Annotated in this window: 23 protein-coding genes; 21 read left to right on the top strand and 2 right to left on the bottom strand. The window is 55.0% G+C overall.

The features are described from left to right. The first annotated feature begins 2 nt into the window (after positions 1-2). The 7 genes from aes to ADG72_RS03395 are packed head-to-tail and all read left to right on the top strand — an operon-like array spanning position 3 to position 7,934. A complete protein-coding gene (gene aes / locus ADG72_RS03425) occupies positions 3-983 on the top strand; it encodes an acetyl esterase (protein ID WP_048712251.1) in 981 nt (326 codons plus the stop codon). Between the two features lie 41 nt (positions 984-1,024). Further along, entirely contained in the window at positions 1,025-2,158 is a 1,134-nt protein-coding gene (gene caiA, locus ADG72_RS03420; RefSeq protein ID WP_048712249.1) for a crotonobetainyl-CoA dehydrogenase, read from the top strand. A 19-nt stretch (positions 2,159-2,177) separates the two neighbouring features. Next, complete coding sequence (gene caiB / locus ADG72_RS03415) at positions 2,178-3,398, top strand: L-carnitine CoA-transferase (protein ID WP_048712247.1); 1,221 nt, start codon at positions 2,178-2,180, stop codon at positions 3,396-3,398. 3 nt (positions 3,399-3,401) lie between these two features. Further along, the gene (locus tag ADG72_RS03410) at positions 3,402-4,958 is read left to right on the top strand and encodes a crotonobetainyl-CoA--carnitine CoA-transferase (RefSeq protein ID WP_048712245.1); all 1,557 of its coding nucleotides are present in this window, start codon (positions 3,402-3,404) and stop codon (positions 4,956-4,958) included. An 11-nt stretch (positions 4,959-4,969) separates the two neighbouring features. Then, complete coding sequence (locus tag ADG72_RS03405; RefSeq protein ID WP_009407924.1) at positions 4,970-5,845, top strand: MaoC/PaaZ C-terminal domain-containing protein; 876 nt, start codon at positions 4,970-4,972, stop codon at positions 5,843-5,845. 19 nt (positions 5,846-5,864) lie between these two features. After that, positions 5,865-7,253, top strand: coding sequence for an MFS transporter (locus tag ADG72_RS03400; protein ID WP_048712243.1), 1,389 nt, complete (start codon positions 5,865-5,867; stop codon positions 7,251-7,253). 3 nt (positions 7,254-7,256) lie between these two features. After that, the gene (locus ADG72_RS03395) at positions 7,257-7,934 is read left to right on the top strand and encodes an MBL fold metallo-hydrolase (RefSeq protein ID WP_048712241.1); all 678 of its coding nucleotides are present in this window, start codon (positions 7,257-7,259) and stop codon (positions 7,932-7,934) included. On the opposite strand, the gene ADG72_RS03390 is transcribed toward ADG72_RS03395, so the two are convergent. Then, complete coding sequence (locus ADG72_RS03390) at positions 7,895-8,527, bottom strand: TetR/AcrR family transcriptional regulator (RefSeq protein ID WP_034251083.1); 633 nt, start codon at positions 8,525-8,527, stop codon at positions 7,895-7,897. The genes ADG72_RS03395 and ADG72_RS03390 overlap by 40 nt on opposite strands. Positions 8,528-8,673: 146 nt before the next feature. Here ADG72_RS03390 and ADG72_RS03385 point away from each other — a divergent pair, with 146 nt between their 5' ends. The 4 genes from ADG72_RS03385 to ADG72_RS03370 are packed head-to-tail and all read left to right on the top strand — an operon-like array spanning position 8,674 to position 11,946. Then, entirely contained in the window at positions 8,674-9,435 is a 762-nt protein-coding gene (locus ADG72_RS03385; RefSeq protein WP_048712239.1) for an electron transfer flavoprotein subunit beta/FixA family protein, read from the top strand. Between the two features lie 15 nt (positions 9,436-9,450). After that, positions 9,451-10,323, top strand: coding sequence for an electron transfer flavoprotein subunit alpha/FixB family protein (locus ADG72_RS03380; protein ID WP_048712237.1), 873 nt, complete (start codon positions 9,451-9,453; stop codon positions 10,321-10,323). Between the two features lie 8 nt (positions 10,324-10,331). Further along, positions 10,332-11,636, top strand: a complete 1,305-nt coding sequence (locus ADG72_RS03375; RefSeq protein ID WP_009407930.1) for an FAD-dependent oxidoreductase — start codon at positions 10,332-10,334, stop codon at positions 11,634-11,636. A 13-nt stretch (positions 11,637-11,649) separates the two neighbouring features. After that, positions 11,650-11,946, top strand: coding sequence for a ferredoxin family protein (locus ADG72_RS03370; RefSeq protein WP_009407931.1), 297 nt, complete (start codon positions 11,650-11,652; stop codon positions 11,944-11,946). A gap of 41 nt (positions 11,947-11,987) precedes the next feature. On the opposite strand, the gene ADG72_RS08520 is transcribed toward ADG72_RS03370, so the two are convergent. Next, positions 11,988-12,698, bottom strand: a complete 711-nt coding sequence (locus tag ADG72_RS08520; RefSeq protein WP_080978646.1) for a LacI family DNA-binding transcriptional regulator — start codon at positions 12,696-12,698, stop codon at positions 11,988-11,990. Between the two features lie 168 nt (positions 12,699-12,866). On the opposite strand from ADG72_RS08520, the gene ADG72_RS03355 reads away from it, so the two are divergent. The 10 genes from ADG72_RS03355 (at position 12,867) to recA (ending at position 23,591) form a co-directional block, all read left to right on the top strand. Next, on the top strand, positions 12,867-13,511 hold the full coding sequence (locus ADG72_RS03355; protein WP_048712226.1) for a hypothetical protein: 645 nt from the start codon (positions 12,867-12,869) through the stop codon (positions 13,509-13,511). Further along, the gene (locus tag ADG72_RS03350) at positions 13,511-14,842 is read left to right on the top strand and encodes a M16 family metallopeptidase (protein ID WP_048712224.1); all 1,332 of its coding nucleotides are present in this window, start codon (positions 13,511-13,513) and stop codon (positions 14,840-14,842) included. The genes ADG72_RS03355 and ADG72_RS03350 overlap by 1 nt, the downstream gene beginning before the upstream one ends. Continuing rightward, positions 14,839-15,390 carry a GNAT family N-acetyltransferase gene (locus ADG72_RS03345; protein WP_239667640.1) on the top strand — a complete coding sequence of 184 codons (552 nt, stop codon included), beginning with the start codon at positions 14,839-14,841 and terminating at the stop codon, positions 15,388-15,390. The genes ADG72_RS03350 and ADG72_RS03345 overlap by 4 nt, the downstream gene beginning before the upstream one ends. Positions 15,391-15,437: 47 nt before the next feature. Continuing rightward, complete coding sequence (locus tag ADG72_RS03340; protein ID WP_048712222.1) at positions 15,438-17,129, top strand: ribonuclease J; 1,692 nt, start codon at positions 15,438-15,440, stop codon at positions 17,127-17,129. A gap of 54 nt (positions 17,130-17,183) precedes the next feature. Next, positions 17,184-18,116 carry a PfkB family carbohydrate kinase gene (locus tag ADG72_RS03335; protein WP_048712220.1) on the top strand — a complete coding sequence of 311 codons (933 nt, stop codon included), beginning with the start codon at positions 17,184-17,186 and terminating at the stop codon, positions 18,114-18,116. 72 nt (positions 18,117-18,188) lie between these two features. Continuing rightward, entirely contained in the window at positions 18,189-20,867 is a 2,679-nt protein-coding gene (locus ADG72_RS03330; protein WP_048712218.1) for a DNA translocase FtsK, read from the top strand. Positions 20,868-20,885: 18 nt separating this feature from the next. After that, positions 20,886-21,530, top strand: coding sequence for a CDP-diacylglycerol--glycerol-3-phosphate 3-phosphatidyltransferase (gene pgsA / locus ADG72_RS03325; protein ID WP_239667639.1), 645 nt, complete (start codon positions 20,886-20,888; stop codon positions 21,528-21,530). A gap of 199 nt (positions 21,531-21,729) precedes the next feature. Then, positions 21,730-22,053 (top strand): helix-turn-helix domain-containing protein, encoded by a 324-nt coding sequence (locus ADG72_RS03320; protein ID WP_026066718.1) that lies wholly within the window; start codon positions 21,730-21,732, stop codon positions 22,051-22,053. Beyond that, positions 22,050-22,298, top strand: a complete 249-nt coding sequence (locus tag ADG72_RS03315; protein ID WP_048712216.1) for a DUF3046 domain-containing protein — start codon at positions 22,050-22,052, stop codon at positions 22,296-22,298. Before ADG72_RS03320 ends, ADG72_RS03315 begins: the two co-directional genes overlap by 4 nt. Positions 22,299-22,499: 201 nt before the next feature. After that, complete coding sequence (gene recA, locus ADG72_RS03310) at positions 22,500-23,591, top strand: recombinase RecA (protein WP_048712272.1); 1,092 nt, start codon at positions 22,500-22,502, stop codon at positions 23,589-23,591.

The following is a 23,591-nucleotide window of genomic DNA, read 5'->3' as shown; positions in this document are numbered from 1 at the left end:
TAGTGGCACATAAGCTTGATGTTCCCAGCATGTGGAGCGAACAGATGGGCGCCGTCGTTGCCAAGCAAAACGAGCTGGCAAAAGACGCGTACTCGACAGATCAGAGCATTGAAGAGATGCGACAGGCCTATCGCAGTGAACGCCGTTTCTGGAACGAGGGCGGTCCGCATGTGGAAAGCGCGGAAGACCGAATGGTCCCAACGCGCTACGGGAGTATCCCGGTGCGCCGCTACGTCCCCCAGGCCTCGGAAGAAGAAAAGAACGAATCTGCTCGTCCCCTGATTGTTTATATTCACGGTGGCGGCTGGTTGATCGGTGATGTCGATACCCACGATCGCATCACGCGAACGATTGCCTCGCTCACGGGAGCCATCGTCGTTTCGGTGGGCTATACGCTTTCTCCGGAAGCGCAATACCCGCAGCCGATCGAAGAAATTTCCGACGTCACCGACTACATCGTTCAGCACGCTCAGGAGTGGGGAATTGATCCTCAGGATGTCTCCTTCTCGGGCGACAGTGCGGGTGCAAATTTGGCATTCGGTGCGCTGCTCTACCTTCGTGATCACGACAAAGCTGTGAACGCGCGGAGCATGCTGCTCTTCTACGGAGCATACGGGTTGCGTGACTCTCGATCGATGCGACTGCTGGGCGGTCCTTGGGATGGTCTCACCGAAGCCGATTACGAGTACTATCTCAAGGCCTACCTTGGAGATCTTGAAAAGATTCGCGAACCATACGTGAATATTTTGGATAACGATCTGTCTAAGGCAGTCCCTCCCTGTTTCATCGTGGCTGCAGGCTTGGATCCCCTCAAAGATGATTCAGAGGCGCTCCACGAACTGCTTGATATCGCGGGAGTGGATAACGAATTCGTCGTCTATCCGAAGGTTATCCATGCATTCCTTCATCACTCTCGGATGTTGGATGACACGATGGATGCGATGCGGCGGGCAGCTGACTTCTTCCACAACCACAAAATCTAAGAAACCCATAAATTTCACATCACCGACGATAGGAAGTAAAAATGGACTTTTCACTGAGCGAAGACCAGCAATTGATGGTCGATGGATTCACCGAATTGATGGAGTCGCGTAACTGGGAGAAGTACTTCCAGGAATGCGATGAACGTTCCGAATACCCTCAGGAATGGGTTTCGGCAATTTGCGAGCTCGGCTTTGACCAGATCCTCCTTCCCGAGGAGAACGGCGGTCTGGGTGCCGATTGGGTGACGCTTAGCGCCGCTTACGAGGCCCTGGGTCGCGCCGGTGGCCCCACCTACGTTCTCTACCAGCTTCCCTGCTGGGATACCGTTCTGCGTGAGGGCACCGAGGAACAGAAGGAAAAGATCCTTTCCTTCGTGGGCACCGGTAAGCAAATGCTCAACTACGCAATGACCGAGCCGAGTGCAGGATCCTCATGGGATGATATGCGCACGACCTACACCCGTAAGGACGGCAAGGTCTACCTGAACGGTCACAAGACCTTCATTACTTCTTCTAAGTACGTGCCCTACCTAGTTGTTATGGCTCGAGATAGCGACAATATGGACACCTACACCGAGTGGTTTGTCGATATGTCCCTGCCGGGTATTACCAAGGAACCCCTGCACAAGCTGGGACTGCGCATGGACTCCTGCTGCGATATCTACTTCGATAACGTTGAACTTCGTGAAGAAGACCTCTTCGGAACCGAAGGAAATGGATTCCGCCGCGGAGTTGCCGACTTCGATCTCGAGCGTTTCCTTGTTGCTCTGACCAACTACGGCCAGGCTTACTGCGCCTTCGAAGACGCCGCGCGCTACGCCAACCAGCGTGTCCAGGGTGGACAGGCAATTGCCCGTCACCAGCTCATCCAGCTCAAGTTTGCGGACATGAAGGTTGCGCTCACCAATATGCGCAACATGCTCTACGAAATCGCGTGGAAGCACGATAACGGTCTGCTTGGCCGTGGTGATTGCTCCATGGCGAAGTACTACTGCGCACACGCAGCATTTGAGGTCGTCGACAATGCCCTGCAGGTTCTGGCAGGCGTCGGTATTACCGGTGAGCACCGTGTCCAGCGTATGTTCCGCGACCTGCGCGTTGACCGCGTCAGCGGTGGTACTGACGAAATGATGATCCTCACCGCAGGCCGTGCAGCTCTGAAGGAATACCGCTGATCGGCGGGAGGTGTTTGTAATGTCATTACCCGTTGATAAGCCGTCCTACGGCAACCTTGACGGCCTGAAAGTCGTTTACTCAGCAGTGGAAATTGCTGTTCCTACCGCATGCGAAATCATGTCGGAGTGGGGTGCCGATATCACCTGGATCGAGAACACCTACAGTGGTGACTCCGTGCGTGATACCGAGTTCGTCAAGGAAATGGAACGACGCAATCAGCGCTCCATCTCGATGAATCCTTTCACGGATGAAGGAAAAGAAATTATCCGAGCACTGGTCAAGGATGCGGATATCTTCATTGAGTCCTCGAAGGGCCCTGTGTGGGCACGAAAGGGAATCACCGATGAGTTCCTGTGGGAGGTCAACCCCCGTCTGGTCATTGTGCACGTTTCCGGTTTCGGCCATGTCGGTGATCCCAAGCGTGTTCACTCCGCGGCATATGACCTGACCGTCCAGGATTATTCGGGTTACGTGTACCAAAACGGTACCCCTGAAGAAGCAATGACGGCAGCTCCCTACACAGGCGACTACTTCAACTCGCTCATGGTGATTTCTTCTGCCTTGGCTGCGGTCTTCCGCGCCCAGCGCACCGGAGAAGGTGAGTCGATCGACGTCGCAATGTATGAAACGATGCTGCGCGTCGGCGCCTACTACATGATCGACTACATGAATAAGGGCGTGCTCTACCCGCGTGCGGGCGCACGTCATCAGAACCTGTGCGCGATCGGCCAGTACAAGACCAAGGATGGAATCCTGGGCCTGTGCTGCTACGGCGTTCCTCAGAACAAGTACCTGCTCGAGGTCATTGGTCTGGGGGATCTGTGGGGAACAGAAGAGTACCCCGAGGACACCTCAGCGCTGTGGCTTGACGGCCCCAAGGCCTCGTTAATCGAACAAAAACTGGAAGAGTACCTGCTCACCCAGAATGTTGACGATGTCGAGGCAGATTTTGTTGCCCACAAGATCGCGGCTCAGAAGTGCTTGGATTTCGACGACCTCTTGGCCGAAGAACACACCAAACTGCGCGGAAACTTCATGGAGTGGGAGAACCGCGAAGGAGAGACGATCAAGGGCCTGAATACGGTTCCTCGTTTTGCACATCGCCCCGGTGGTTTCTGGCGTCCGATGCCCGCGTTGGGCGAAGACACTCGAGATGTCCTCCACCGCAGCGGTTTCTCAGATGAGGATATCGAGCGTTTCAAGGCCTCCGGTTCCATCAAGTTCGCCGAAGAGGACTGATTCGTGACCATTCGGGATGAGATTCACTCGCGTACTAATCTGCGCGACATCTGGGAGGATGCGGTTAATGCAGCCCCAGAACGCAGCTTCCTCATTTTCGAGGATGTGTGCGCTGGTGTGCGCGTTGAACGCTCCTACCGTCAGACAGATGAACAGGTGAATCGATATGCGAATGCCCTTCTCAAGCTGGGCTTTCGCAGCGGTGACCGCATTGCACTCTACCTGCCCAATAGCATCGAGTTCATTGAATGCTTCTTGGCGATCGCGAAGATCGGTGCGGTCATCGTTCCCTTGGACACGAAGGGGACTTCTTTCGAGCTTGCGGGGCTGATTGATGCCAGTGATGCTCGCGCGGTGATTTGTACCCGAGGGTGCTCGCTGACCCTCGACGAGGCCGTGTTGGCCTCGGGAGTTCAGGTGCTCTTGGTAGGCAGTGATGCAGGTGAGGGGGAGTCTTCTCTATCTGCTCTCAGTCGGACCTGCTCACCGCAGCTGGATTATGATCCGCAGCTTGAAGCGCTGAGTCTTCTGGAAATTATGTTCACCTCCGGGACGACCGCATCTCCTAAAGGTGTCATGATCACTCATGCTAACGCCGTGTTTTCAGGAAAATATGTTAACTGGGAACTGGCGATGACCAGTGATGATCGCTATGCGACATCCATGGTCGCCAGTCACGTGAACTTCCAGCTCTCGGCTTTCATTCCAGTCATTACCGCCGGCGCAACTCTGATTCTTCTTAGTCGTTACAGCGCGCATCGTTTCTGGAAATCGGTGTGTCAGACCCGAGCGACATTGGTTCAGGGGATGGCATTGATTGTCATGACCTTGCTTGCTCAAGCCGTGGATCCAGAAGAACAGAACCACTGCGTGCGTCAGATGCACTATTTCCTCATCTTGTCTGATGAAGATAAAGAACGCTTTGAAAAGCGTTTTGCCGTTCCACTACTCAATAACTACGGGTCGACTGAGACCTTGGTTGGAGTTGTCACCGATCCCCCCGTGGGCGAGAGGCGCTGGCCTTCGGTGGGACAGGTTGGTCCGGATTACGAGCTCAAGATTTGTGATGAGTCTGGAGCAGAAGTACCGCAGGGACGCAATGGTGAAATCTGCATTCGTGGCGAGATGGGAATCTCGCTCATGCAGGGGTACTGGAAGCGCCCCGATGCGACTGGGGAGGCAGTTATCGATGGGTGGTATCACACCGGTGACTGGGGATACGTTGACCCTGATGGATGGCTTTTCTTCGTCGATCGGCGGCACGACCTCATCAAGCGCAACGGTGAGTCGGTGGCCTCGGGAGAAATCGAAAACCTTCTACGCCAAATCCCCGAAGTGAGCGACGCGGCGGTCGTTGGAGTTCGCAACCCCATTCGCGGGCAAGATATTCATGCCTTCCTTACCCTCCACCCGGGTAAGAACCTGAGCCCTGACAGTGTGTTGGAGTTTTGCCGCCAACGACTGTCCTCCTTCAAAGTTCCCAACGAGGTACGAATCATTGATGAGCTGCCTCGCGGTGAATACGGCAAAGTCAATAAAGAATTACTCAAAACCCTGTGAAAGGAACAGGCATGGCAATCAATACGGATATGGTCGGACAGACCTTCGGTCCTTTCGTCCGTGACTACACTTTCCGTGATCTTGAGCTGTTTGCTCTTGGCTGCGGCGCAGGTATCGATGGCAAGGATGGCCTCGAATACCTCAACGAGCACGATGAACGTAATCCTCAGCTCAAGGTTCTACCCATGTTTGGTGCGATGCTCATCGTGGATTCTGAGGTCACTCGTACCATCGACTACGGCTACAACTATGCGGGCTCCCTGCACTGGGGCTTCGATATTCGTTTCCACCAGCCGATCACCAAGATGAGCGATCACTTGGAGACCATGGTTCGCCTTGAAGGCCTCTATGACCGTGGTGAGGGTCGTGGCCTGCTCGCTCAGCATATTGGTGATACCTACGATTCGGACGGCAACCTGCTTTTCACGAACGAATCTTGGGACTGCCTGATTTACGACGGCGGTTGGGGTGGACCCAAGCCTCCCAAGGACATCGTTGAGATGCCAGAGCGTGAGGCTGACGTCGAGGTTGTTGAGCGGATTCCTGAGAACCAGGCCTTGATCTACCGTCTGTCGGGCGACTACCACCCGCAGCACATCGACTGGGATTATGCAGCTGAGAACGGTGAGCCTCGTCCCATTCTTCACGCGATCTCTTACGCGGGTGTTGTTATGCGTCATGCAATCAACGCTTTTGTTCCCGGAGAGCCCGAGCGTATCACCCGTTTCAAGACCCGCATTACTTCGCCGGTTCTGCCTGGTAGCACTCTGAAGACGAAGCTGTGGAAGGTCGGAGAAGGCGAGCTGCGTTTCCAACTGGTGGACGAAGATGCCGATGTCACCGGTGCAAAGCCTCATCTGAACTGGGGGATTATCGAATACCGCTGAAGTAACCTTGAAAGCATAGATGCGTGATCACACGATGATCCGCAGCTCTGCTACCGAGGTGTTAGAGGGGATACACGCAGTGAAAAAGGAAGTAACAGATCTCGAAGATCTGGATATGTCAGGTGTGCTCTGGCGCATCATCGCATTTTCCAGTGGCGGTCCATTCCTTGAAGGCTATGTTCTAGGAATTATCGGCGTGGCGCTTTCACGTCTGGGTACCGATATCGAGATCAGTAATTCCATGTCGGGCTTGCTGGGAATCGCCGCATTGGTCGGTCTTTTCTTGGGAGCCGCAGTCGGAGGATGGCTGACCGACCTCATTGGTCGTCACAAGATGTTCATTCTCGACCTGATCGTCATTGTCGTTTTGTCGGCACTGTGTGCCGTCGTTACGTCTCCTCTGCAATTAGTGGCTCTGCGCTTCCTCATCGGTGTGGCAATCGGCGCCGATTATCCGATTGCCACATCGATGATCGCGGAGTTTTCACCCCGCAAACATCGTGCAATGTCGATGGGCATGATCGCTGCTGCATGGTACCTTGGCGCCAATGTCGCGGCTCTTGTGGGCTACGCTCTTTACGAGACTCCTCACGGCTGGCGCTGGATGCTGGCATCGTCTGCGATTCCGGCAGTGCTGATTCTTATCGGACGTTGGGATATCCCCGAATCTCCCAGGTGGTTGGCATCGAAGGGCCGTCAAGAAGAGGCCGATCGCGTTGTCATGAAACTCTTCGGTGAAAATGTCCGCCTTCCTGCGCAAGAGATTGCTGAAAAAACGGAGTTTAAGAAGATCTTCAGCGGTGTTTATCTGCGTCGCGTGATCTTCGTTGGTGTGATTTGGCTCTGCCAGGCAATTCCGATGTTTGCTCTCTACACCTATGGTCCGACAATCGTTGGTTCCATTGGCCTCGGAGAGGGACGCAATTCGCTGATCGGCGAACTTGTTATCGGCACCTTCTTCATGCTCGGTACATTCCCCGCAATGTACTTGGCTGAACGCGTGGGGCGTCGCCCGCTCATCATCTGGTGTTTCTTCGGCATGACGATTGCACTTGGCCTGATTGGTTTCTTCCCGCAGGGGGGAATTGTCCTGATTTCCGTCTGCTTCATCGCCTACGCACTTCTTGCTGGTGGTCCGGGTAATCTCGAGTGGCTCTATCCCAACGAGCTCTTCCCAACCTCAATTCGTGCCTCGGCAATGGGCGTTGCTATGGCTCTGAGCCGAATTGGCACCGTCTACTCAATGTTCGTCCTTCCGGGATTTATCGCCGATTACGGGATCTCTGCGACCATGCTTGCCGGTGCCATCATTTCAGCTCTTGGATTTGGTGTTTCCTTCGTTTGGGCCCCCGAAACCAAGGGCCTGAGCTTGGACGTTACAGGATCAGCGGACTTCAAGGGGCGCTAAACGATGTATCGCATTGATTCAGTGGTTGTGAGCGCGTACCGCACGAATTGTTACGCGCTAACGAATGAAGGCGGGACGATTATTGTCGACCCGGGCGACCAGGCGAGCTTCCTTCAGCAATGGACGCAGGACCTGGACGTCATCGGTATCGTGCTCACCCACTGTCATTGCGACCACATCGGGGCAGTCAATGAGCTTGTCGCTCAACACGGGTGCTGGGTTGCCTGTGGAGCTGCAGATGTCGCTGGAACGCGAGACTTACACCTGTCTGGATTCGATGCCGAAGGCATCGACTATGTCGTGGATCATGTTGATCGGTCTTTGAAGGAAGGCGATGTCATTGAGTGGGGGAGCGACCGCCTTGAGGTGATTGATACCCCGGGACACACTCAGGGACATATCTGCCTGATTGATCGTGCTAACTCGATCCTGTTCAGTGGTGACATGCTATTTGCTGGAACCATTGGGCGGACTGATTTCCCGGGGGGAGACCAGGCACTTATGGCCTCTTCCTGCGCGAAGCTCGCAGAGGTTACTCAGGATCTTCGCGTACTTCCCGGGCACGGTCCAGCCACCACTTTGGCAGCAGAAAAGTCGCAGCTCAGACACTGGGCGCGCGTTCTTTGCCCGCGTGAATTGGCTCAGGATACTGCGCGTAATGACGAATTGAGGCTGCCATGAAGCTGATCGTCAATCAAAGCTTCAAGGTAACGCGGAACCTTCAGCATGAAGCAGTCGATGTAGTCATCGGGCAGGCAGAAGGTACGCATCAGAACCGAGCCTTCAACCGCGTCAAGCAGGCGGGTAACCGACAGGGTGTCCTTAATCTGCCCCGCGCTCTTGAACTCCCACAAGCGCGTGCGAATCGCGCCCAAGGGGGTAATGAAAATCTGGTTGTGAATCAGCGCGATCGTCGGATCGTTTGTTTCACCGGCCTCGACGAACAGGCGACGAACTGCCCGACGATTCGGGCCAAGGTACTCGCGAAGGCGGAACTCGGCCTCGTTCATCAAAACTTCCCGCGCGCTATTCCCGCGTGGGCCAGGGCAACGAACCAATCGCGCGAAGGCGTCCTTCAAGAGGTCATCGCGGGTTTCCCAGCGTGTGTAAATGCTGGATTTGCCCACTCCGGCAGCGCTGGCGACCTTGGTCAGGTTGAAAGCGGCCCAGCCGACCTCTCCATAGAGTGTCAGGGCACTTTCGATGATCTTGGTTTCGACCACTTCATCGCGCGGTCGACCAACTTTGGGCGCGTCTTGTCGAGGATTCGGCACGACTTGCACCTTTCTTTCATAGCTGCTGGTAAGCGCCATATTACTCGCACCTTGCGGGTTAATGCGTGCGCTTTTCGGGAGCTGATAAAAATTGGGGAGTCTTCCCTGTATCTATCCGAAAACAACACTCAAGAGAGAAGGACACGATGAGTATCGTTGTCGCGTATAAGTACGCTGCAAACCCGCAGGATACAACCGTGGGTTCTGATGGTGTCGTTGACTGGTCGCGTGCGAAGGCCGCGGTGAGTGAATACGACCCTGTTGCCATTCAGGTGGCACGCACTGTCGCAGATGCTAAGGGCGAAGAGCTCGTTGGCATTTCCGTAGGAGACGCACAGGTGTCCTCCTCAATGGCAAAAAAGGCTGCTCTTTCGCGCGGATTTGACCGTGCGTTGGTCGTCGCTGATGATGCCGTTCGTGATCTGAACGCCACTGCGGTTGCAGGAGCGCTTGCCGCTCTGGTTCGCAAGGTTGACGGTGCGAATATCCTCTTGACGGGTGACTCTTCGATTGATGAGTCCGCCAAGATGATGTCTGCTCTGGTCGCCGGTTACCTGGGATGGCCCTGCTTCCAGGAGGTTTCCGCGGTCGAGGCCAACGGAGATGGGTGGACCATCACGCAGGCTACCGCCTCTGGAACCCGAACGATTAATGTCGATGGCCCCGTCGTTGTTGCCGTGACGACAGATGCTGCGACCGTCAAGGTTCCCGGCATGAAGGATGTTCTGCAGGCTGGAAAGAAGCCGATGGACACCGTTGCTCTTGCTGATCTGGGTGTCGAGCCGATTTCCGTTGAGCTCACCGGCCGTCTGCGCCCGGTTGCTCAGGAACGTAAGAAGGAAATTCTCAGTGGTGACGACGCCGCTGTGAAGCTGGTTGAGGCGCTTCGTAGCGCTGGTGTGCTCTGAGAAAGGACTTGGACAATGACTAACGCATGGATCATTACGACATCGAATCAGATTGCGTCCCTCGTCGAGGCCGCACGCGCGATCGGTCCCGTTACCGTCATCGCTCTTGGCGATGAGGCCACCGGCATCGCTGGTGTTGACCGCGTTGTGACCATCGGTCGTGGAAGCAACGCGCCTCTTGAGGCTTTTGCCCCCGCGGTGAACGCTGTGTTGGAAGGCGCTGGCGCAGATATCATCTTCGCCGCGAACCGTCCCGTTGAGCGCGTCCTTGCCGGTGCTGTCGCCGCTCGCCTTGGCCTTCCCCTCATCAATGGTGCGCTGCGCGTTTCCGCTGGCGAAGCCGAGGTGTCGCGCTTTGGTGGTCTGACGCAGGAAAGCATTTCCTTCCCCGGTGGCGCTGTTGTCGTCCTCGAAGGTGGAGCCCCCGTTGAGGGTGCAGAAGTTTCGCCCGAGGCCGGTTCGGAAGAACACTACGAGGCAAGCGTGAGCGCTGTGGAGCCCGCTGGTTCGGGCCCCGCCAACCTTGCTGCCGCACGTCGTATCGTCGCAGCCGGTCGTGGCTTCAAGGCCGAGGAAGATCTGCAGATCGCCCGCGACCTAGCCGCAGCACTGGGCGCCGAGCTTGCTTGCTCCCGTCCTCTTGCTGAAGGAACCGCATGGATGTCCAAGGATCGCTATGTTGGTGTTTCCGGCATGCACGTTGCTCCGGATCTTTACCTTGCTGCTGGTATCTCCGGTCAGGTTCAGCACACCTCGGGCATGTCCGATTCGAAGGTCGTTGTTGCCGTCAATAGTGATGCCAATGCCCCGATCTTTGAGGTTGCTGACTACGGAATTGTGGGCGACCTCTATGATGTCCTGCCTGCGATCACCGCAGCACTTTCCTGAGGAAGAGTATGTCTGAAGAAGTAGAGGTTGATTTCGAGGTCATCGTCATCGGTGGAGGTGTAGCCGGTTGTGTTGCCGCCTACACTCTTGCCGGACAAGGACACGAGGTCCTTCTCATTGAGCGTGCGATGGAACCCGGTTCCAAGAATCTCTCGGGTGGTGTTTTCTACTGCCGAGTAATGGAACAGGTTTTCCCGGACTTCGTAAATGAAGCTCCTGTAGAACGTCGAATCACGCGTAACATCGTCAGCCTGCTCAATGAAAAGTCTGCGGTCAACATTGACTACTGGGATCAGCGTCTTGCTGAGCCCGCTAATGCAGTCACAGTGTTGCGTGCAAAGCTTGATTTGTGGCTGAGCGAGAAGTGTGAGGAAGCCGGTGTCACCGTGATGCCGGGTGTGAAGGTTGACTCCCTCATCATCGAAAACGGACAGGTTGTTGGTGTTCGTGCTGGAGAAGATGAGCTGCGCTCCCACGTTGTGGTTGCCGCAGATGGGGTGAACTCTTTCATTGCCCAGCAGGCGGGGATCCGCGCTAAAGAGCCGAAGAAACACCTTGCAGTGGGTGTGAAGTCTGTGATCGCTCTTCCCGAGAAGGTCCTTGAAGATCGCTTCAATGTGCGCGACAACTGTGGTGCAGCCTACGCCATGGTGGGGGATGCGACGCAGGGCGTTGCAGGTGGAGCTTTCATGTACACCAATAAAGACTCCGTCTCTATCGGTGTTGTCATGCGTCTTGATGATTTGGAAGCATCGGGCTTGTCTTCTTCGGATGTTCATGATCACCTGCTTACTCATCCGGCAATTGCTCCTCTTCTTGAAGACGGCGAATTGCTTGAGTACGGGTGCCACCTGACCATTGAAGATGGGCCTCAGATGGTGACCCACGATCTCACCCGTCCGGGGTTGGTGATTATTGGTGATGCAGCTGGATTCACTCTTAACACTGGTTTGACCATTCGAGGGATGGATCTTGCTGCGGGTTCTGCGCTAGCGGCTTCAACGGCGGTTCATGCTGCCCTTGAATCCGGCGATTTCTCTCAGGCAGCGATGGATCGCTACCTCAGCGAGTTGAAATCTTCCTTCGTCGGGCAGGACATGCAGACCTACGCGAAGGCCCCTGCTTTCCTTGAGCGGCCTCGTATGTACAAGGACTATGGACGCCTTGCTGCAGAGGTTTTCTACGGAGTCTTCAACCATGATCTTCGCCCGCGTCGCCACATCATGAAGGTCGCGATGGATGCGTTCAAGGCTTCTGGCCTGCGTTTGCGTGATCTCATCAGTGACGGCTTGGCCGGTATCAAGGCACTGTGAGGCAGGAGGAACAATGAGCACATTGAAAATTGAGAGTGTTCCCGCGCGTCTTTCGCGTAACACTTACAACCTTGACGAGGAAGAATCTCATATCGAGGTCGACCAGGAGCGCGCTCGTGCCACCGGCGCTGGCAAGCTCTTGGAGCGAATCTGCCCGGCACATGTGTACTCGGTAGAAGAGGACGGGAGCGTTGGAGTGGAATATGCCGCATGTCTAGAATGCGGTACCTGCTTGGCCATTGCCCCTGAAGGTGTCCTGAAGTGGCACTATCCCAGGAGCGGTTTCGGCATCATGTTCCGAGAAGGCTAAGGGCTTCTCCGTTTGAAGTGGTGGGTTGAAAGAGTCTGCTTTCAACCCACCACTCTTGTTGTGTCCCTTGAATCCATAATTGCCGCAATACAATCGGCGATATTCCCGCGGGTGAGGGAATGGCCCTCTGCAGAATCACTGCCTACGCGTAGTGGGCGCCATTCAAGTGATGCAGACCTTTTCTCTCCACGGGGTCCTTGGGTGCCATGAGCATTTAGGTGAACCTCGAATATGGGAAGAGCCCGAGTCCCTGAGATGCTTTGACCTATCGGAAACAAACGAGGCATACCCGGATCAGTTTCCACTGCATTCGCTGCAGAATAAGAACGAGATGGCAATTCAGCACTTAGGCATATGAGGAGCGAATGCAAGTGCGATCGTTTTGCGCGCATGACAAGCTCTGTGAAGTCTTCCAAGCACAAGTCTTTGACGGGAGAATGAGTTGGGGAGAGGACCAGTGCTTCCATGTCGTATCGTCGGAGTTCCCGGGCAAAAGGGAGAAGGAAAGTGCAGGCGGCCTGTTCCACTTCTTTGCGTGCGCCTAAGAGCCCGACCCCAACGATGTTTTGGTAGCCCAGGCGAAGTGCTCGAGCGGATGGGTCGACAGCATAACCCAATGCCGCAGCCGCCTCGTGAACTCGCTGGCTTAAGTTCTCACTGACTCGTACCTTTCCTCTGAGGACGTGCGAAACGGTTCCGACGGATACTCCAGCTAAACGCGCGACGTCGGAAATCGTTGGTGTCGTGGCCATAAAAGCCTCCTCTCCTGTGGCCTTTACTGTGCCGCAACCGCCCTTCTTTCCAGCCCAAGGATCAGAATTTGTGGAAACACGCCGGGTATCGTGCATCCTGTGGATCAATCACACTGCGGGTGCAAAGTTCACATATTAAGCTGTGAATACTTGGAGCGAGGAGGAATAATGCTTCGACGTTTGACAGACGCAATTGTCTGCACAGTGCTTTTAGTTCTCGATATTCTGGCCTGGCTGATCGTCAGCACATTCTCAAGTCTTGATCGTTCGGAACCAGGTCGAATTGCCTCGGTCTCTCTCAGCGCTTTGATCATCGTTGCTGCTCCAGCACTTGCGACCTGTATAGTCGCTGCGATCGCGCGACTGGTAACCCGCACTTCGGCTCGCCTTTTCTATTCATGGAGTCTTTTTGTCAGTGCTGTGGCCGGAGTCTTCAGCTATCTGACGGCTATGGTGTCTTCCTTTCAAGGAATGGAAGTTGGCCTGCGCTGGATGGCTTGTTTCTTCGCAGTTCAAGCGATCGTCAGCCTTATTCTCCTCATCGTTGGCTTGACCGGTGGAATTCCTCGAACAGCTGAGGAAGCACGTGCTCTGCATCAGGCGACGCATCCTTCTGCTTCGTCTTCGACTCAGAAGAAGTCTTCTTCGGCAAGCTCCACTTCTTCTCACGAGGCCGGAACTTCTTCCTCAGCAAAGGCTCCAGCCTCTGCTGGTACGGCTTCCCCTGTTGCAGGCAAGGCTGCCACTACTGCTCAGGGCACAGAAGTGCATCAGGCAAGTGCGTCCTCGGCAACGGAAAAAGAGACACATTAATGACAACTGAGGGTTTCCGCCAGCTTTCACTGGAAACAACGCATGGGGTTGAAGAATGGGAGGACACGGGGGCGCTTGTTCAACGAAGTGTCCTGCCTAATGGCCTTCGGATCATTACTCAGAAAGTACCGGCAACACGTTCACTGGCACTGAGCTGGTGGGTTGGGGCTGGTTCACGAGACGAGGATGAGGTGAGTGCCGGATCGACCCACTTCCTTGAACACCTCCTCTTTAAAGGAACTGCGCAAAGAAGTGCCTTTGAAATCGCCGAAGCATTTGATGCGGTCGGCGGTGAGTCCAATGCGGAAACCGGAAAAGAACACACAAACTACTGGGCGCGCGTCCTCAGCGAAGACGCGCCAATGGCCGTTGAAGTATTGGGAGACATGATTTCTGCCTCCCTTATCGATCCACAAGAGTTTGAGATCGAACGTGGGGTCATCCTCGATGAGCTCGCGATGTCAGAAGACAATCCCCTAGAGGTTGTCCACGAGGCTTTCCAATTGGCAGTGTTTGGCGATAACTCTTTGGGACGTCCGGTTGGTGGAAGCGCCCAAACGATTCGAGCCGTTGAACGAGACCATGTGTGGGACTACTATCGCCGGGTTTACGCGCCCTCCTCGCTGATTATTGCCGCAGCGGGGGACGTCAACCACGATGAACTCGTCGAGCAAGTGCAGTCGTCTTTGCGTCCTACGTGGGCAAAAGAATTAGAAGAGCAGCGAGCTCCGCGTCCGAGGCGTTCGACGCAGGGGTCGCAGTCGTCAGACTGTGAACCAGTGCGCTCAACGCGCCACCGTCATATTGAGCAATCGCATGTCATTGTTGGTGGCCCGTCGATGCGTGCCGGTGATGATCGACGCCCCGTGATGTCGGTTTTACTTTCTATTCTGGGCGGCTCAATGTCTTCGCGACTCTTCCAAGAGATCCGCGAGAAGCGTGGTCTGGCTTATACGACATATGCCTTTGACTCCCCGTATTCGGATACGGGAGCTTGGGGAATGTATGCCGGGACAGCACCGGAACGAGCTTCCGAGGTTGAAAAGCTCATGCAGGCAGAGCTTGAAAAACTGGCCGCAACTGGCCCGCGTGAAGAGGAGCTTGTTCGGGTTCGTGGTCAGCTACGTGGTGGTATGGCACTGGGGTTGGAAGATACGCTTTCTCGTATGTCCCGCTTGGGACGCGCTGAGCTGAGTGGCCGTTACTTCAGTGTTGATGCTGCGCTTGCTCGAATTGAGGCGGTCCAAGCTGAAGACGTTCGCACTCTTGCTGAGGAACTTGCGGGACGATGCGTCTTTACTGCTGAAGTGGTGCCGGAGGATCGTGCGTGACTAAACGAAGTGTCCGCCCAGCAACTTCCAGTGATGCCGCTGTCATTGCTGCAATGGCTCAAGAATTTTTCACTGAAGTCTTCAATGCCTGTGCGCTGCCTGCAGCGCATTCGCTGCGCGCACAGGTTCTGACGCAAACACGTCAGATGTGGCAAGAAACTCTTGCTGGAAACAGGGCAACGCAGGGGCAGACCTTGGTTGCTCTTGAAGAACAGACTCCCGTTGGTTTCATCGCATACTCGCATGCGCCCGCTCTGGAACTTGAGCAGCCGTCAGGGCGTGTCATTCCTGCGGGGCAAGAAATCAGCAGCCTCTATGTGCACCGTAGTTTTAGACGTATCGGACATGCATCGCGACTGCTAGCAGCTCTTGTGGATACCCTCCATCCGGAGTCTATGCGGTTGTGGGTCGCGCCGGACGATACGCTGACTATTCGCTTCATCCAAGGATGCGGATTTTCTCCCGCTGGGGTCCGTCGTAGCTTTGTTTTCGACCCGGAAATTCCTGCGGCTCGGGATGAACACCTGTGGTGGGCATTGCGTTCTTAACGTGGTCATATCAGGCCTCTCAAGGCTAGACGTGGCACACTTATTGCATGATGCCTCTTTACGACAACCTGCCTGAACCTGCGCCTCTGAAGAAGGGGAATCTCAGGATTGTCCCGCTGGGTGGCCTGGGCGAGGTTGGCCGCAATATGAATGTTTTGGAGTTTGGCGGCAAACTCCTGGTTGTCGACTGCGGCGTTCTTTTCCCCGAAGAGTCTCAGCCCGGCGTCGACCTGATTCTGCCTGATTTTTCGTGGATTGAAGACCGTCTTGACGACATCGTCGGCATGGTTTTGACTCATGGGCATGAAGACCACATCGGGGCGGTTCCATATCTGCTCAAACTTCGCGAAGATATTCCGATTTATGGTTCCGACCTGACTTTAGCTTTCGTTGAGCCCAAGCTCCGTGAGCATCGACTTTCTGCCGAAAACCTTCATGTTGTCGAAGAAGGAGACCGCCAAGCGATTGGTCCCTTCGATTGCGAGTTCGTTGCGGTTACCCACTCGATTCCAGACGCACTTGCTGTTTTCGTTCGTACCCCCGCAGGTAAAGTTCTGATCACTGGCGACTTCAAGATGGACCAGCTGCCTCTTGACCACCGCCTGACAGACCTTCGCTCCTTCGCGCGTTTTGGTGAAGAAGGCGTGGACTTGTTCATGGTGGACTCAACGAATGCCGAAGTGCCCGGGTTCGTTACCCCAGAACGCGAGATCGGCCCGGTCTTGGATCAAGTTTTTGCCGAGGCTACAGGACAGATCATTGTCGCTTCTTTTGCTTCGCATGTTCACCGTGTCCAGCAGGTCATCAACGCAGCTGCACATCATGGCCGCAGTGTTGCCTTGGTTGGCCGTTCTATGGAACGGAATATGCGTATCGCTCAGGAGAAGGGTTACCTCACAATTCCTGAGGGGCTCATTGTCGATTCCAATGAGATCTCCTTGCTTCCTCCCAATCAGAGGGTATACATGGCAACTGGGTCTCAGGGAGAGCCAATGGCCGCCCTTTCCCGAATTTCGCAAGGATCGCATCGCTTTGTCAGTATTGAACCCGGCGATACGGTGATTTTCGCGTCTTCCTTGATTCCGGGTAATGAGAACTCGGTGTACCGCGTGATTAACGACCTCACGCGTTTGGGTGCAAAGGTTGTTCACCAAGCGAATGCTAAGGTTCACGTTTCCGGCCACGCGGCCTCGGGGGAACTGATCTACTGCTACAACATTGTTCAGCCGAAGAACGTGATGCCGATCCACGGGGAGATTCGCCACTTGGTTGCCAATGGTCAATTGGCAGTACTCACCGGCGTAAAACCCGAAGACGTCGTTCTTGCCGAAGATGGCGTTGTCGTTGATCTCGAAGACGGACATGCCAGAGTTGTCGGTGCAGTTCCCTGTGAGTACATCTATGTTGACGGTTCCTCTATCGGAGAGATCTCCGAAGATGAACTGGCCACTCGACGGACGCTCGGGTCTGAAGGCTTTGTCAGCGTTTACGCGGTTGTTGAGGGCGAGTCGGGGATGGTTCTTGCACCACCGACGATTCGCGCAATTGGGATGGCCGAAGACTCCTCAGTTTTTGACGAGATTCTTCCCGACGTCTCCGCAGCACTAGAAGAGGCCGCCTCTGGTGGAAATGTGGATGCGCACATCCTTCAGCAGGCGATGCGTCGCGTTATTGGCCGCTGGGTTGGACGTCATTTGCGTCGTCGCCCCATGATTGTTCCGGTTGTCGTCCTGCAGTAGCGGGCGGGACTTGAGTATGCCGATAGAGGCACGAGCGTAAGGTACGGTATAAGCATGACCGGGCGTTTTATCTCGACCTATTCGATCGTGCTCTCTCTTCCCATGCGTATTTATCAGCTACCAGAACGGGGAGGCTCCGTTCACGCAGCTGCAGCAACCTCGCTTCCAGCGGGTGGTTTCACGGCTTTGTCTGCTGTGTCAAAGCTCGGTGTCTACACCGCGACCGCTTCGCCTCTGGGAACTGGTCCCAATTCATATATGGTTCGGCAACTCCTCCACGAAGCAGGAGTGAAGGTTCTTCTTCCCGAACTTGTTGGTGACATTGGCGTTGCGATTCAGCTGGTCGAAGCCAATGGTTCGATGACCTCGATCGTGACGACGGGGGTGGAATCGGAACCTTCACGTGAAGCTTTGGATGCCTTGGAGATCCGCGAAGGGGATCTGGTCCATGTATCAGGCTCGGATCTTGCGAATCCAGCAAGTGCGGAAATCCTCACTGGATGGGCCGAGAATCTTCCCGAGGGCGTCACCCTAGTTGTTTCCGTTTCTCCTGCCGTTGCTCAGGTCCCGGTGTCCGTGTGGCCACGTTTGCTGGGGCGTGCGGACGTTGTCTCAATGAATATTCGCGAGGCCGCGACCCTGTCTGACATTCTTGCTTCCTATGAGCACGGAACTGGAGTTCGCGGAGTCATGCGTCCTGACGCGGTCTTCGTTCGCCGCCTGGGAGTCATGGGCTGTGAACTGCAGCTTCATGCCGACGAACCCAGAATTTCGATCCCCGCGTACGAATCCACGACGGTTGATACCGCCGGGGTGGGGGATACCCACATCGCCACTATGTGTGCGGCGCTTCTTCTGGGACACGACTTTGTTGAAGCAGCGCGAATGGCGAATGCAGCTGCTGCGATCACGATTTCTCACGAATCGGCTCTTCCCGTTCCAAGTTGGGAGCAAATCCGAGAAGTTATAAAGAACGGGCGTGTGTGACGCAGTCGGAAGGGACTTTCGCGGCGTGCCTAAGCCTTTTCGCGGACATGCAGCGGTAGCGTTTTTCCTACCATGGCACGAAAATCCCCATCTTCAGCATCTTCGAAATCTTCTTCACGAGCCGGGAAGTCCACTGCGACCCCGGGGCTTCTCGCGCGCGTATTTTCCGGGATCGGACGCGGCATTCTTGCGATGATTCGAGCATGGCGCGCAACCGATGCTCAGGTGAAGCGCGATGCGCTGGCTTTCATTGTTATGGCGATTGCCGTTCTGGTTGCCCTGCGTGAGTGGTTTGGTATTTCGGGACAAGCGGGGGATTTCATTCACCTGTGCGCAGCGGGCTTCGTTGGGATTTTTTCCGTCGTTTTGCCCATTATTCTGGTCGCCTTCTCTGTTGAGTTAGTTCGCGTCCGCTCAGGAAATTCAGCTTTGCCTCACCGCGTCGCAGGTAGCCTTGGTGTTGTCCTTTCTTTGACCGGTCTTGTTCATGTCAGCAAAGGCAACCCCGCTTTTGACTCTGCTGCCTCGATCGAGAATGCGGGTGGAATCCTCGGTTGGTTTATTGCTCGACCTCTGGTTCTCATGCTGTCCTCGTGGGGCGCGGCGGCACTCTTGATTCTTCTTTTCCTCTACTCGATCCTGTTGGGGACGCGTACGCAGGTTGCGCAAGTCCCGACCTTGATCCGTGAATGTGTTGACCGTCTTGCCAAGCGGACGAGGCCAGAGGAAAGCGATCCGGCAACGCGAGCGCGTGAAGAGGCGCGTCGCTCCCTTGCTGCTGGCGATGATCCTTTCTTGGATTCCTATGACGGCGATGAACACTTCCGCCGCGCAGTGGAATCTGAGCCCCAAGAAGACGTTCCTTCCCAAGTGGATACGCAGCGTACCCGGGTGATGCCGGCCTCGGCACCGCACGTCCCCGAGGAGCAGCCCGCTTCCTCGGCGATGGATGCGCCAACGGAGGCAATGCAGGTCCCTGCTCTTTCGGTCACCGAAAATATCGAGGATCAGGTCGACCCCGAACCTCCTGCGCATACTGAAGAGCCTGCAGGCGGATTCCAAGCGGAACTGGATGAGAACCTGTCCTACACGCTTCCTTCAAGCGAACTTCTTGTGCGCGGTGCGCCCCATAAGACTCGCTCGGCAGTTAATGATCAAGTCGTGCAGGCACTGCGTCAGGTGTTTGCAGAATTCAATGTCGATGCCCAAGTGACCGGATTCTCCCGCGGCCCAACAGTGACGCGTTACGAAGTCACCTTGGGACCAGGTGTGAAGGTTGACCGCCTGACAAACCTTTCGAAGAACATCGCCTACGCTGTGGCCTCGGCAGACGTGCGAATTCTTGCGCCGATTCCCGGAAAATCGGCAATCGGTATTGAGATTCCAAACTCTGACCGAGAAACTGTCGCGCTGGGAGATGTTCTTCGCTCTGGCGCAGCTCAGCGTAACCAGCATCCATTGGTTGTCGGTGTTGGTAAGGATGTTGAAGGTGGCTACGTCGTTACCAACCTGGCGAAGACTCCGCACCTTCTGGTTGCCGGCCAGACTGGTTCCGGTAAATCGTCATTCGTGAATTCGATGATTACCTCGATCATGATGCGCGCGACACCCTCTCAGGTTCGCATGATCCTGGTCGATCCCAAGCGAGTCGAATTAACGATCTACGAAGGTATCCCGCACCTGATTTCCCCGATCATTACCGATCCAAAGAAGGCCGCTGAAGCACTTGAGTGGGTCGTTAAGGAAATGGATGCGCGTTACGACGATCTTGCGACATATGGATTTAAGCATGTTGATGATTTCAACAAGGCTGTGTCTGCAGGCCAAGTGAAGGCTCTTCCTGGTCTTAATCGTGAATTGCGACCCTATCCCTACTTGTTGGTCGTTGTCGATGAGCTCGCGGACCTGATGATGGTTGCCCCGCGCGATGTTGAAGCTTCGGTTCAGCGTATTACCCAGCTTGCGCGCGCAGCCGGTATTCACCTGGTTCTTGCAACCCAGCGTCCTTCCGTTGACGTTGTCACGGGCTTGATCAAGGCGAATATTCCTTCGCGTTTGGCATTTGCGACCTCATCTTTAGCTGACTCTCGAGTGATCTTGGATCAGCCCGGTGCTGAGAAGCTCATTGGCCAAGGTGACGCCTTGTACCTTCCTTCTGGCGCAAGTAAGCCGATGCGTGTCCAAGGCGCATGGGTTACGGAATCCGAAATTCATTCGATCGTTTCTCACGTCAAAGAACAGATGCAGGCACAGTACCGTCCGGATGTTCTTGCCCCCGCTAAGACAGCGAAGGTTGCTGAGGACATTGGTGATGATCTTGATGATCTCTTGGCAGCAGCTGAGCTGGTTATTTCAACCCAGTTGGGTTCGACCTCGATGCTGCAGCGAAAGCTTCGCGTTGGTTTTGCGCGAGCAGGTCGTCTGATGGACCTTCTGGAATCGCGTGAGATTGTTGGTCCTTCTGAGGGGTCGAAGGCGCGCCAGGTATTGGTGACTCCCGAACAGCTCCCCGAAATTTTGGCCATGCTTAGGGGAGAGAGTGCGCCTGAACCCACAGCTGCACCTACTCAGCAACAGGAAGTTTCTTCGTCGAATTTTGCTGACCAGTCCTCTAAGACTCCTTCAAACGGGTACGATGGAGATGCAGCTTCCTCGGATCCTTACTCCGGACATGATTTTGGTGGTCGGACCGACTGGGTCGATGAAGAGCCTGAAGAGAACGAAGACGCCTGGCAGTTGACCGGGCGCTAAGAAGCAAAGGGGCAAGTCGTGGCTACTCACGTGTCGCGTGTTGAACGCTATACGAAGGTCTCTACGATCAATGTGCCCAATGCGCTGACGGTTTTTCGCCTGCTGCTAGTCCCCGTATTCATCTACTTGAAGTTTGTGGACACTTGGAGCGCGCAGTGGTGGGCTTTGCTGGTGTTTTGTGTTGCTGCTGCAACCGATCAGCTCGATGGAAAAATTGCGCGCGCCTACGGTTTGGTCACCGATTTCGGTCGTGTCGTCGATCCTATTGCAGATAAGGCTCTCACACTCAGCGCGTTCATTATTCTGAGCATTCAGGGCGTTCTCCCGTGGTGGTTCACAATCCTTGTGGCCATCCGCGAATTGGGAATCACTGTTATGCGCGCATTCTTCCTGCGGCGGGGGATTGTGGTTTCGGCCTCGCAGTCCGGAAAAATAAAGACTGTCCTTCAGGTCTTGGCTATTTTCCTTCTCTTGATCCCGTGGGATTATTTCTACTTCCTCAATGCAGCCAATCGCGGGTGGGCGTCAGTTGCCTTAATGTCAGCGTTGTGCGTTGCGGGTACTGCGCTTGCTGCGACTCTCTGGTCGGGCATTGCGTATGTGCGTGAGGGCCTCATTCTTGCCCGTGAGGTTCGTGATTCTGAGCCTCAAAACGAGGCGTAATTACGCTTGCGCCTTGAGCGCAAAGTTGAGTGACTTGGACGCAAGTTTTAAATCCCTCGTGTATGGTGGGAATAGGCAGGGTCGTTCAGACGTTAGGAAGAACATGATGAAGAAGCAGAAGAACAATATCCGCAGTTCTGTGCGTCCACTGAATGAGCTGGCCATGCAGAAGGCGCTGGCGGCAGGTTATCGTCAAGCTATGAATCGCCCGGCCCATGATCGTGCAGCCGCTCCGTTGCTACGCACTGAAATTGGCGATGTTTTGCGCGAGATTCGCCGTAAGCAAGGGCGCACTTTGCGGGAAGTTTCTTCCGAGGCTCAGGTCTCCTTGGGTTATCTTTCTGAGGTTGAGCGTGGACAGAAGGAAGCATCGTCTGAACTTCTTGACGCGATTAGCGAGGCCTTAGGGGTGCCGTTGTGGTACATCCTGCGTGAGGTTTCTGAGCGTATGGCTGTTCTGGACGGGACTGTTGTTCCAGATACGGTTCCTGAGAATCTGGTCCCGGTGACCTTGATCTCGTGACTCTCTCTGAATTTTGGGATGCCGTCGATGACGTCTATGGGGCCACCCTTGGACGCTCATTGACGGCTGACCTATATTTACCTTCGCTGCGTGGAACCTGTGTGGAGGCCCTTGATAGGGGAGCTTCGCCAGATATGGTCTGGTCTGAGTTACTTCGTGAAAGCGATGCAGACGAGGCTGTGCGCTGGGTTCATCGTCTTGATGCGAAAGAGCGTGAGAAGATTCGTCGTTCGAAGCGTTCTTAATGGCGTGTCGACATGCGTCGAACATTTGTTCCATTTATTCTGTGGAAGAAGTGAAGTGTGATCAGTTTTTCCACAGATACGGAAAAGTGGTCGCAAATGCCTGTGGTCGAGCATATCTTCACTGAGTAGTCCCCGGAGAGGGGATCTGCTGCATAGACCAGATGAACAGTGGCCGGAGAGGCTTCGACGAAAGGTATCACCATGGCAGTAGCTCGAAAGGGTTCCTCTTCATCAGTGAACGGGGACCGAAATAAGGCTTTAGAGCTCGCGCTCTCTCAGATCGATAAGCAGTTTGGTAAGGGTTCTGTCATGCGACTGGGAGATGATTCTCGTCCCCCGGTGCAGGTGATCCCTACTGGTTCGCTGGCTCTTGATGTCGCTCTTGGAATTGGCGGTCTGCCTCGGGGGCGCGTCATTGAAATCTACGGCCCTGAATCCTCCGGTAAGACGACCGTTGCGCTTCATGCAGTTGCCAGCGCGCAAAAAGCAGGTGGAAACGCCGCATTTATCGACGCTGAACACGCACTTGATCCCGTCTATGCACGCGCCCTCGGCGTCGACACGGATAACCTCTTGGTCTCCCAACCTGATACCGGTGAGCAGGCGCTGGAAATTGCCGACATGCTGATTCGTTCGGGCGGCATTGACATCATTGTCATCGACTCCGTCGCGGCACTTGTTCCCAAGGCTGAAATCGAAGGCGAAATGGGCGACTCTCATGTCGGCCTGCAGGCCCGACTGATGAGTCAGGCCCTGCGTAAAATTACCGGCGCTCTGTCGGCGACCGGAACAACCGCAATCTTCATTAACCAGCTTCGTGAAAAGATCGGTGTCTTCTTCGGTAATCCCGAAACCACAACCGGCGGTAAGGCTCTAAAGTTCTACGCCTCCGTCCGTATTGACGTTCGCCGAATTGAAACCCTGAAGGAAGCTGGAGCTCCCGTCGGCAACCGTACCCGCGCAAAGATCGTCAAGAACAAGATGGCTCCGCCTTTCAAGCAGGCTGAGTTCGATATCGTCTACGGTAAGGGCATCTCCCGCGAAGGCTCGATTATCGACATGGGTGTGGAAACGGGCATCATCCGTAAGTCTGGCTCATGGTTTACCTATGGTGATGATCAGCTTGGGCAAGGCAAGGAAAATGTTCGCCAGTTCCTCTCGGATAATCCCGAATTGGCTAATGAAATTGAACAGAAGATCTTGGTCTCTTTGGGAATCGGCGTGCAAGATGGCGAAGTGACAGAGCCAACTACGTCAGATATCGATGATTCACTCGAGGATGCTGGCTTCTAG

Source organism: Trueperella pyogenes, from assembly GCF_001070855.1.
GTDB lineage: Bacteria > Actinomycetota > Actinomycetes > Actinomycetales > Actinomycetaceae > Pauljensenia > Pauljensenia pyogenes_A.
This window is presented reverse-complemented; position numbering and strand designations above follow the sequence as displayed.

Coding starts and splice junctions, on each gene's coding strand:
- ADG72_RS03320 (WP_026066718.1), top strand. CDS start 21,730: ATGAATCGCCCGGCCCATGATCGTGCAGCCGCTCCGTTGCTACGCACT.
- ADG72_RS03405 (WP_009407924.1), top strand. CDS start 4,970: ATGGCAATCAATACGGATATGGTCGGACAGACCTTCGGTCCTTTCGTC.
- recA (WP_048712272.1), top strand. CDS start 22,500: ATGGCAGTAGCTCGAAAGGGTTCCTCTTCATCAGTGAACGGGGACCGA.
- ADG72_RS03375 (WP_009407930.1), top strand. CDS start 10,332: ATGTCTGAAGAAGTAGAGGTTGATTTCGAGGTCATCGTCATCGGTGGA.
- ADG72_RS03400 (WP_048712243.1), top strand. CDS start 5,865: ATGCGTGATCACACGATGATCCGCAGCTCTGCTACCGAGGTGTTAGAG.
- caiA (WP_048712249.1), top strand. CDS start 1,025: ATGGACTTTTCACTGAGCGAAGACCAGCAATTGATGGTCGATGGATTC.
- ADG72_RS03335 (WP_048712220.1), top strand. CDS start 17,184: ATGACCGGGCGTTTTATCTCGACCTATTCGATCGTGCTCTCTCTTCCC.
- ADG72_RS03330 (WP_048712218.1), top strand. CDS start 18,189: ATGGCACGAAAATCCCCATCTTCAGCATCTTCGAAATCTTCTTCACGA.
- caiB (WP_048712247.1), top strand. CDS start 2,178: ATGTCATTACCCGTTGATAAGCCGTCCTACGGCAACCTTGACGGCCTG.
- ADG72_RS03350 (WP_048712224.1), top strand. CDS start 13,511: ATGACAACTGAGGGTTTCCGCCAGCTTTCACTGGAAACAACGCATGGG.
- ADG72_RS03395 (WP_048712241.1), top strand. CDS start 7,257: ATGTATCGCATTGATTCAGTGGTTGTGAGCGCGTACCGCACGAATTGT.
- ADG72_RS03370 (WP_009407931.1), top strand. CDS start 11,650: ATGAGCACATTGAAAATTGAGAGTGTTCCCGCGCGTCTTTCGCGTAAC.
- ADG72_RS03340 (WP_048712222.1), top strand. CDS start 15,438: ATGATGCCTCTTTACGACAACCTGCCTGAACCTGCGCCTCTGAAGAAG.
- ADG72_RS03380 (WP_048712237.1), top strand. CDS start 9,451: ATGACTAACGCATGGATCATTACGACATCGAATCAGATTGCGTCCCTC.
- ADG72_RS03355 (WP_048712226.1), top strand. CDS start 12,867: ATGCTTCGACGTTTGACAGACGCAATTGTCTGCACAGTGCTTTTAGTT.
- ADG72_RS08520 (WP_080978646.1), bottom strand. CDS start 12,698: ATGGCCACGACACCAACGATTTCCGACGTCGCGCGTTTAGCTGGAGTA.
- ADG72_RS03385 (WP_048712239.1), top strand. CDS start 8,674: ATGAGTATCGTTGTCGCGTATAAGTACGCTGCAAACCCGCAGGATACA.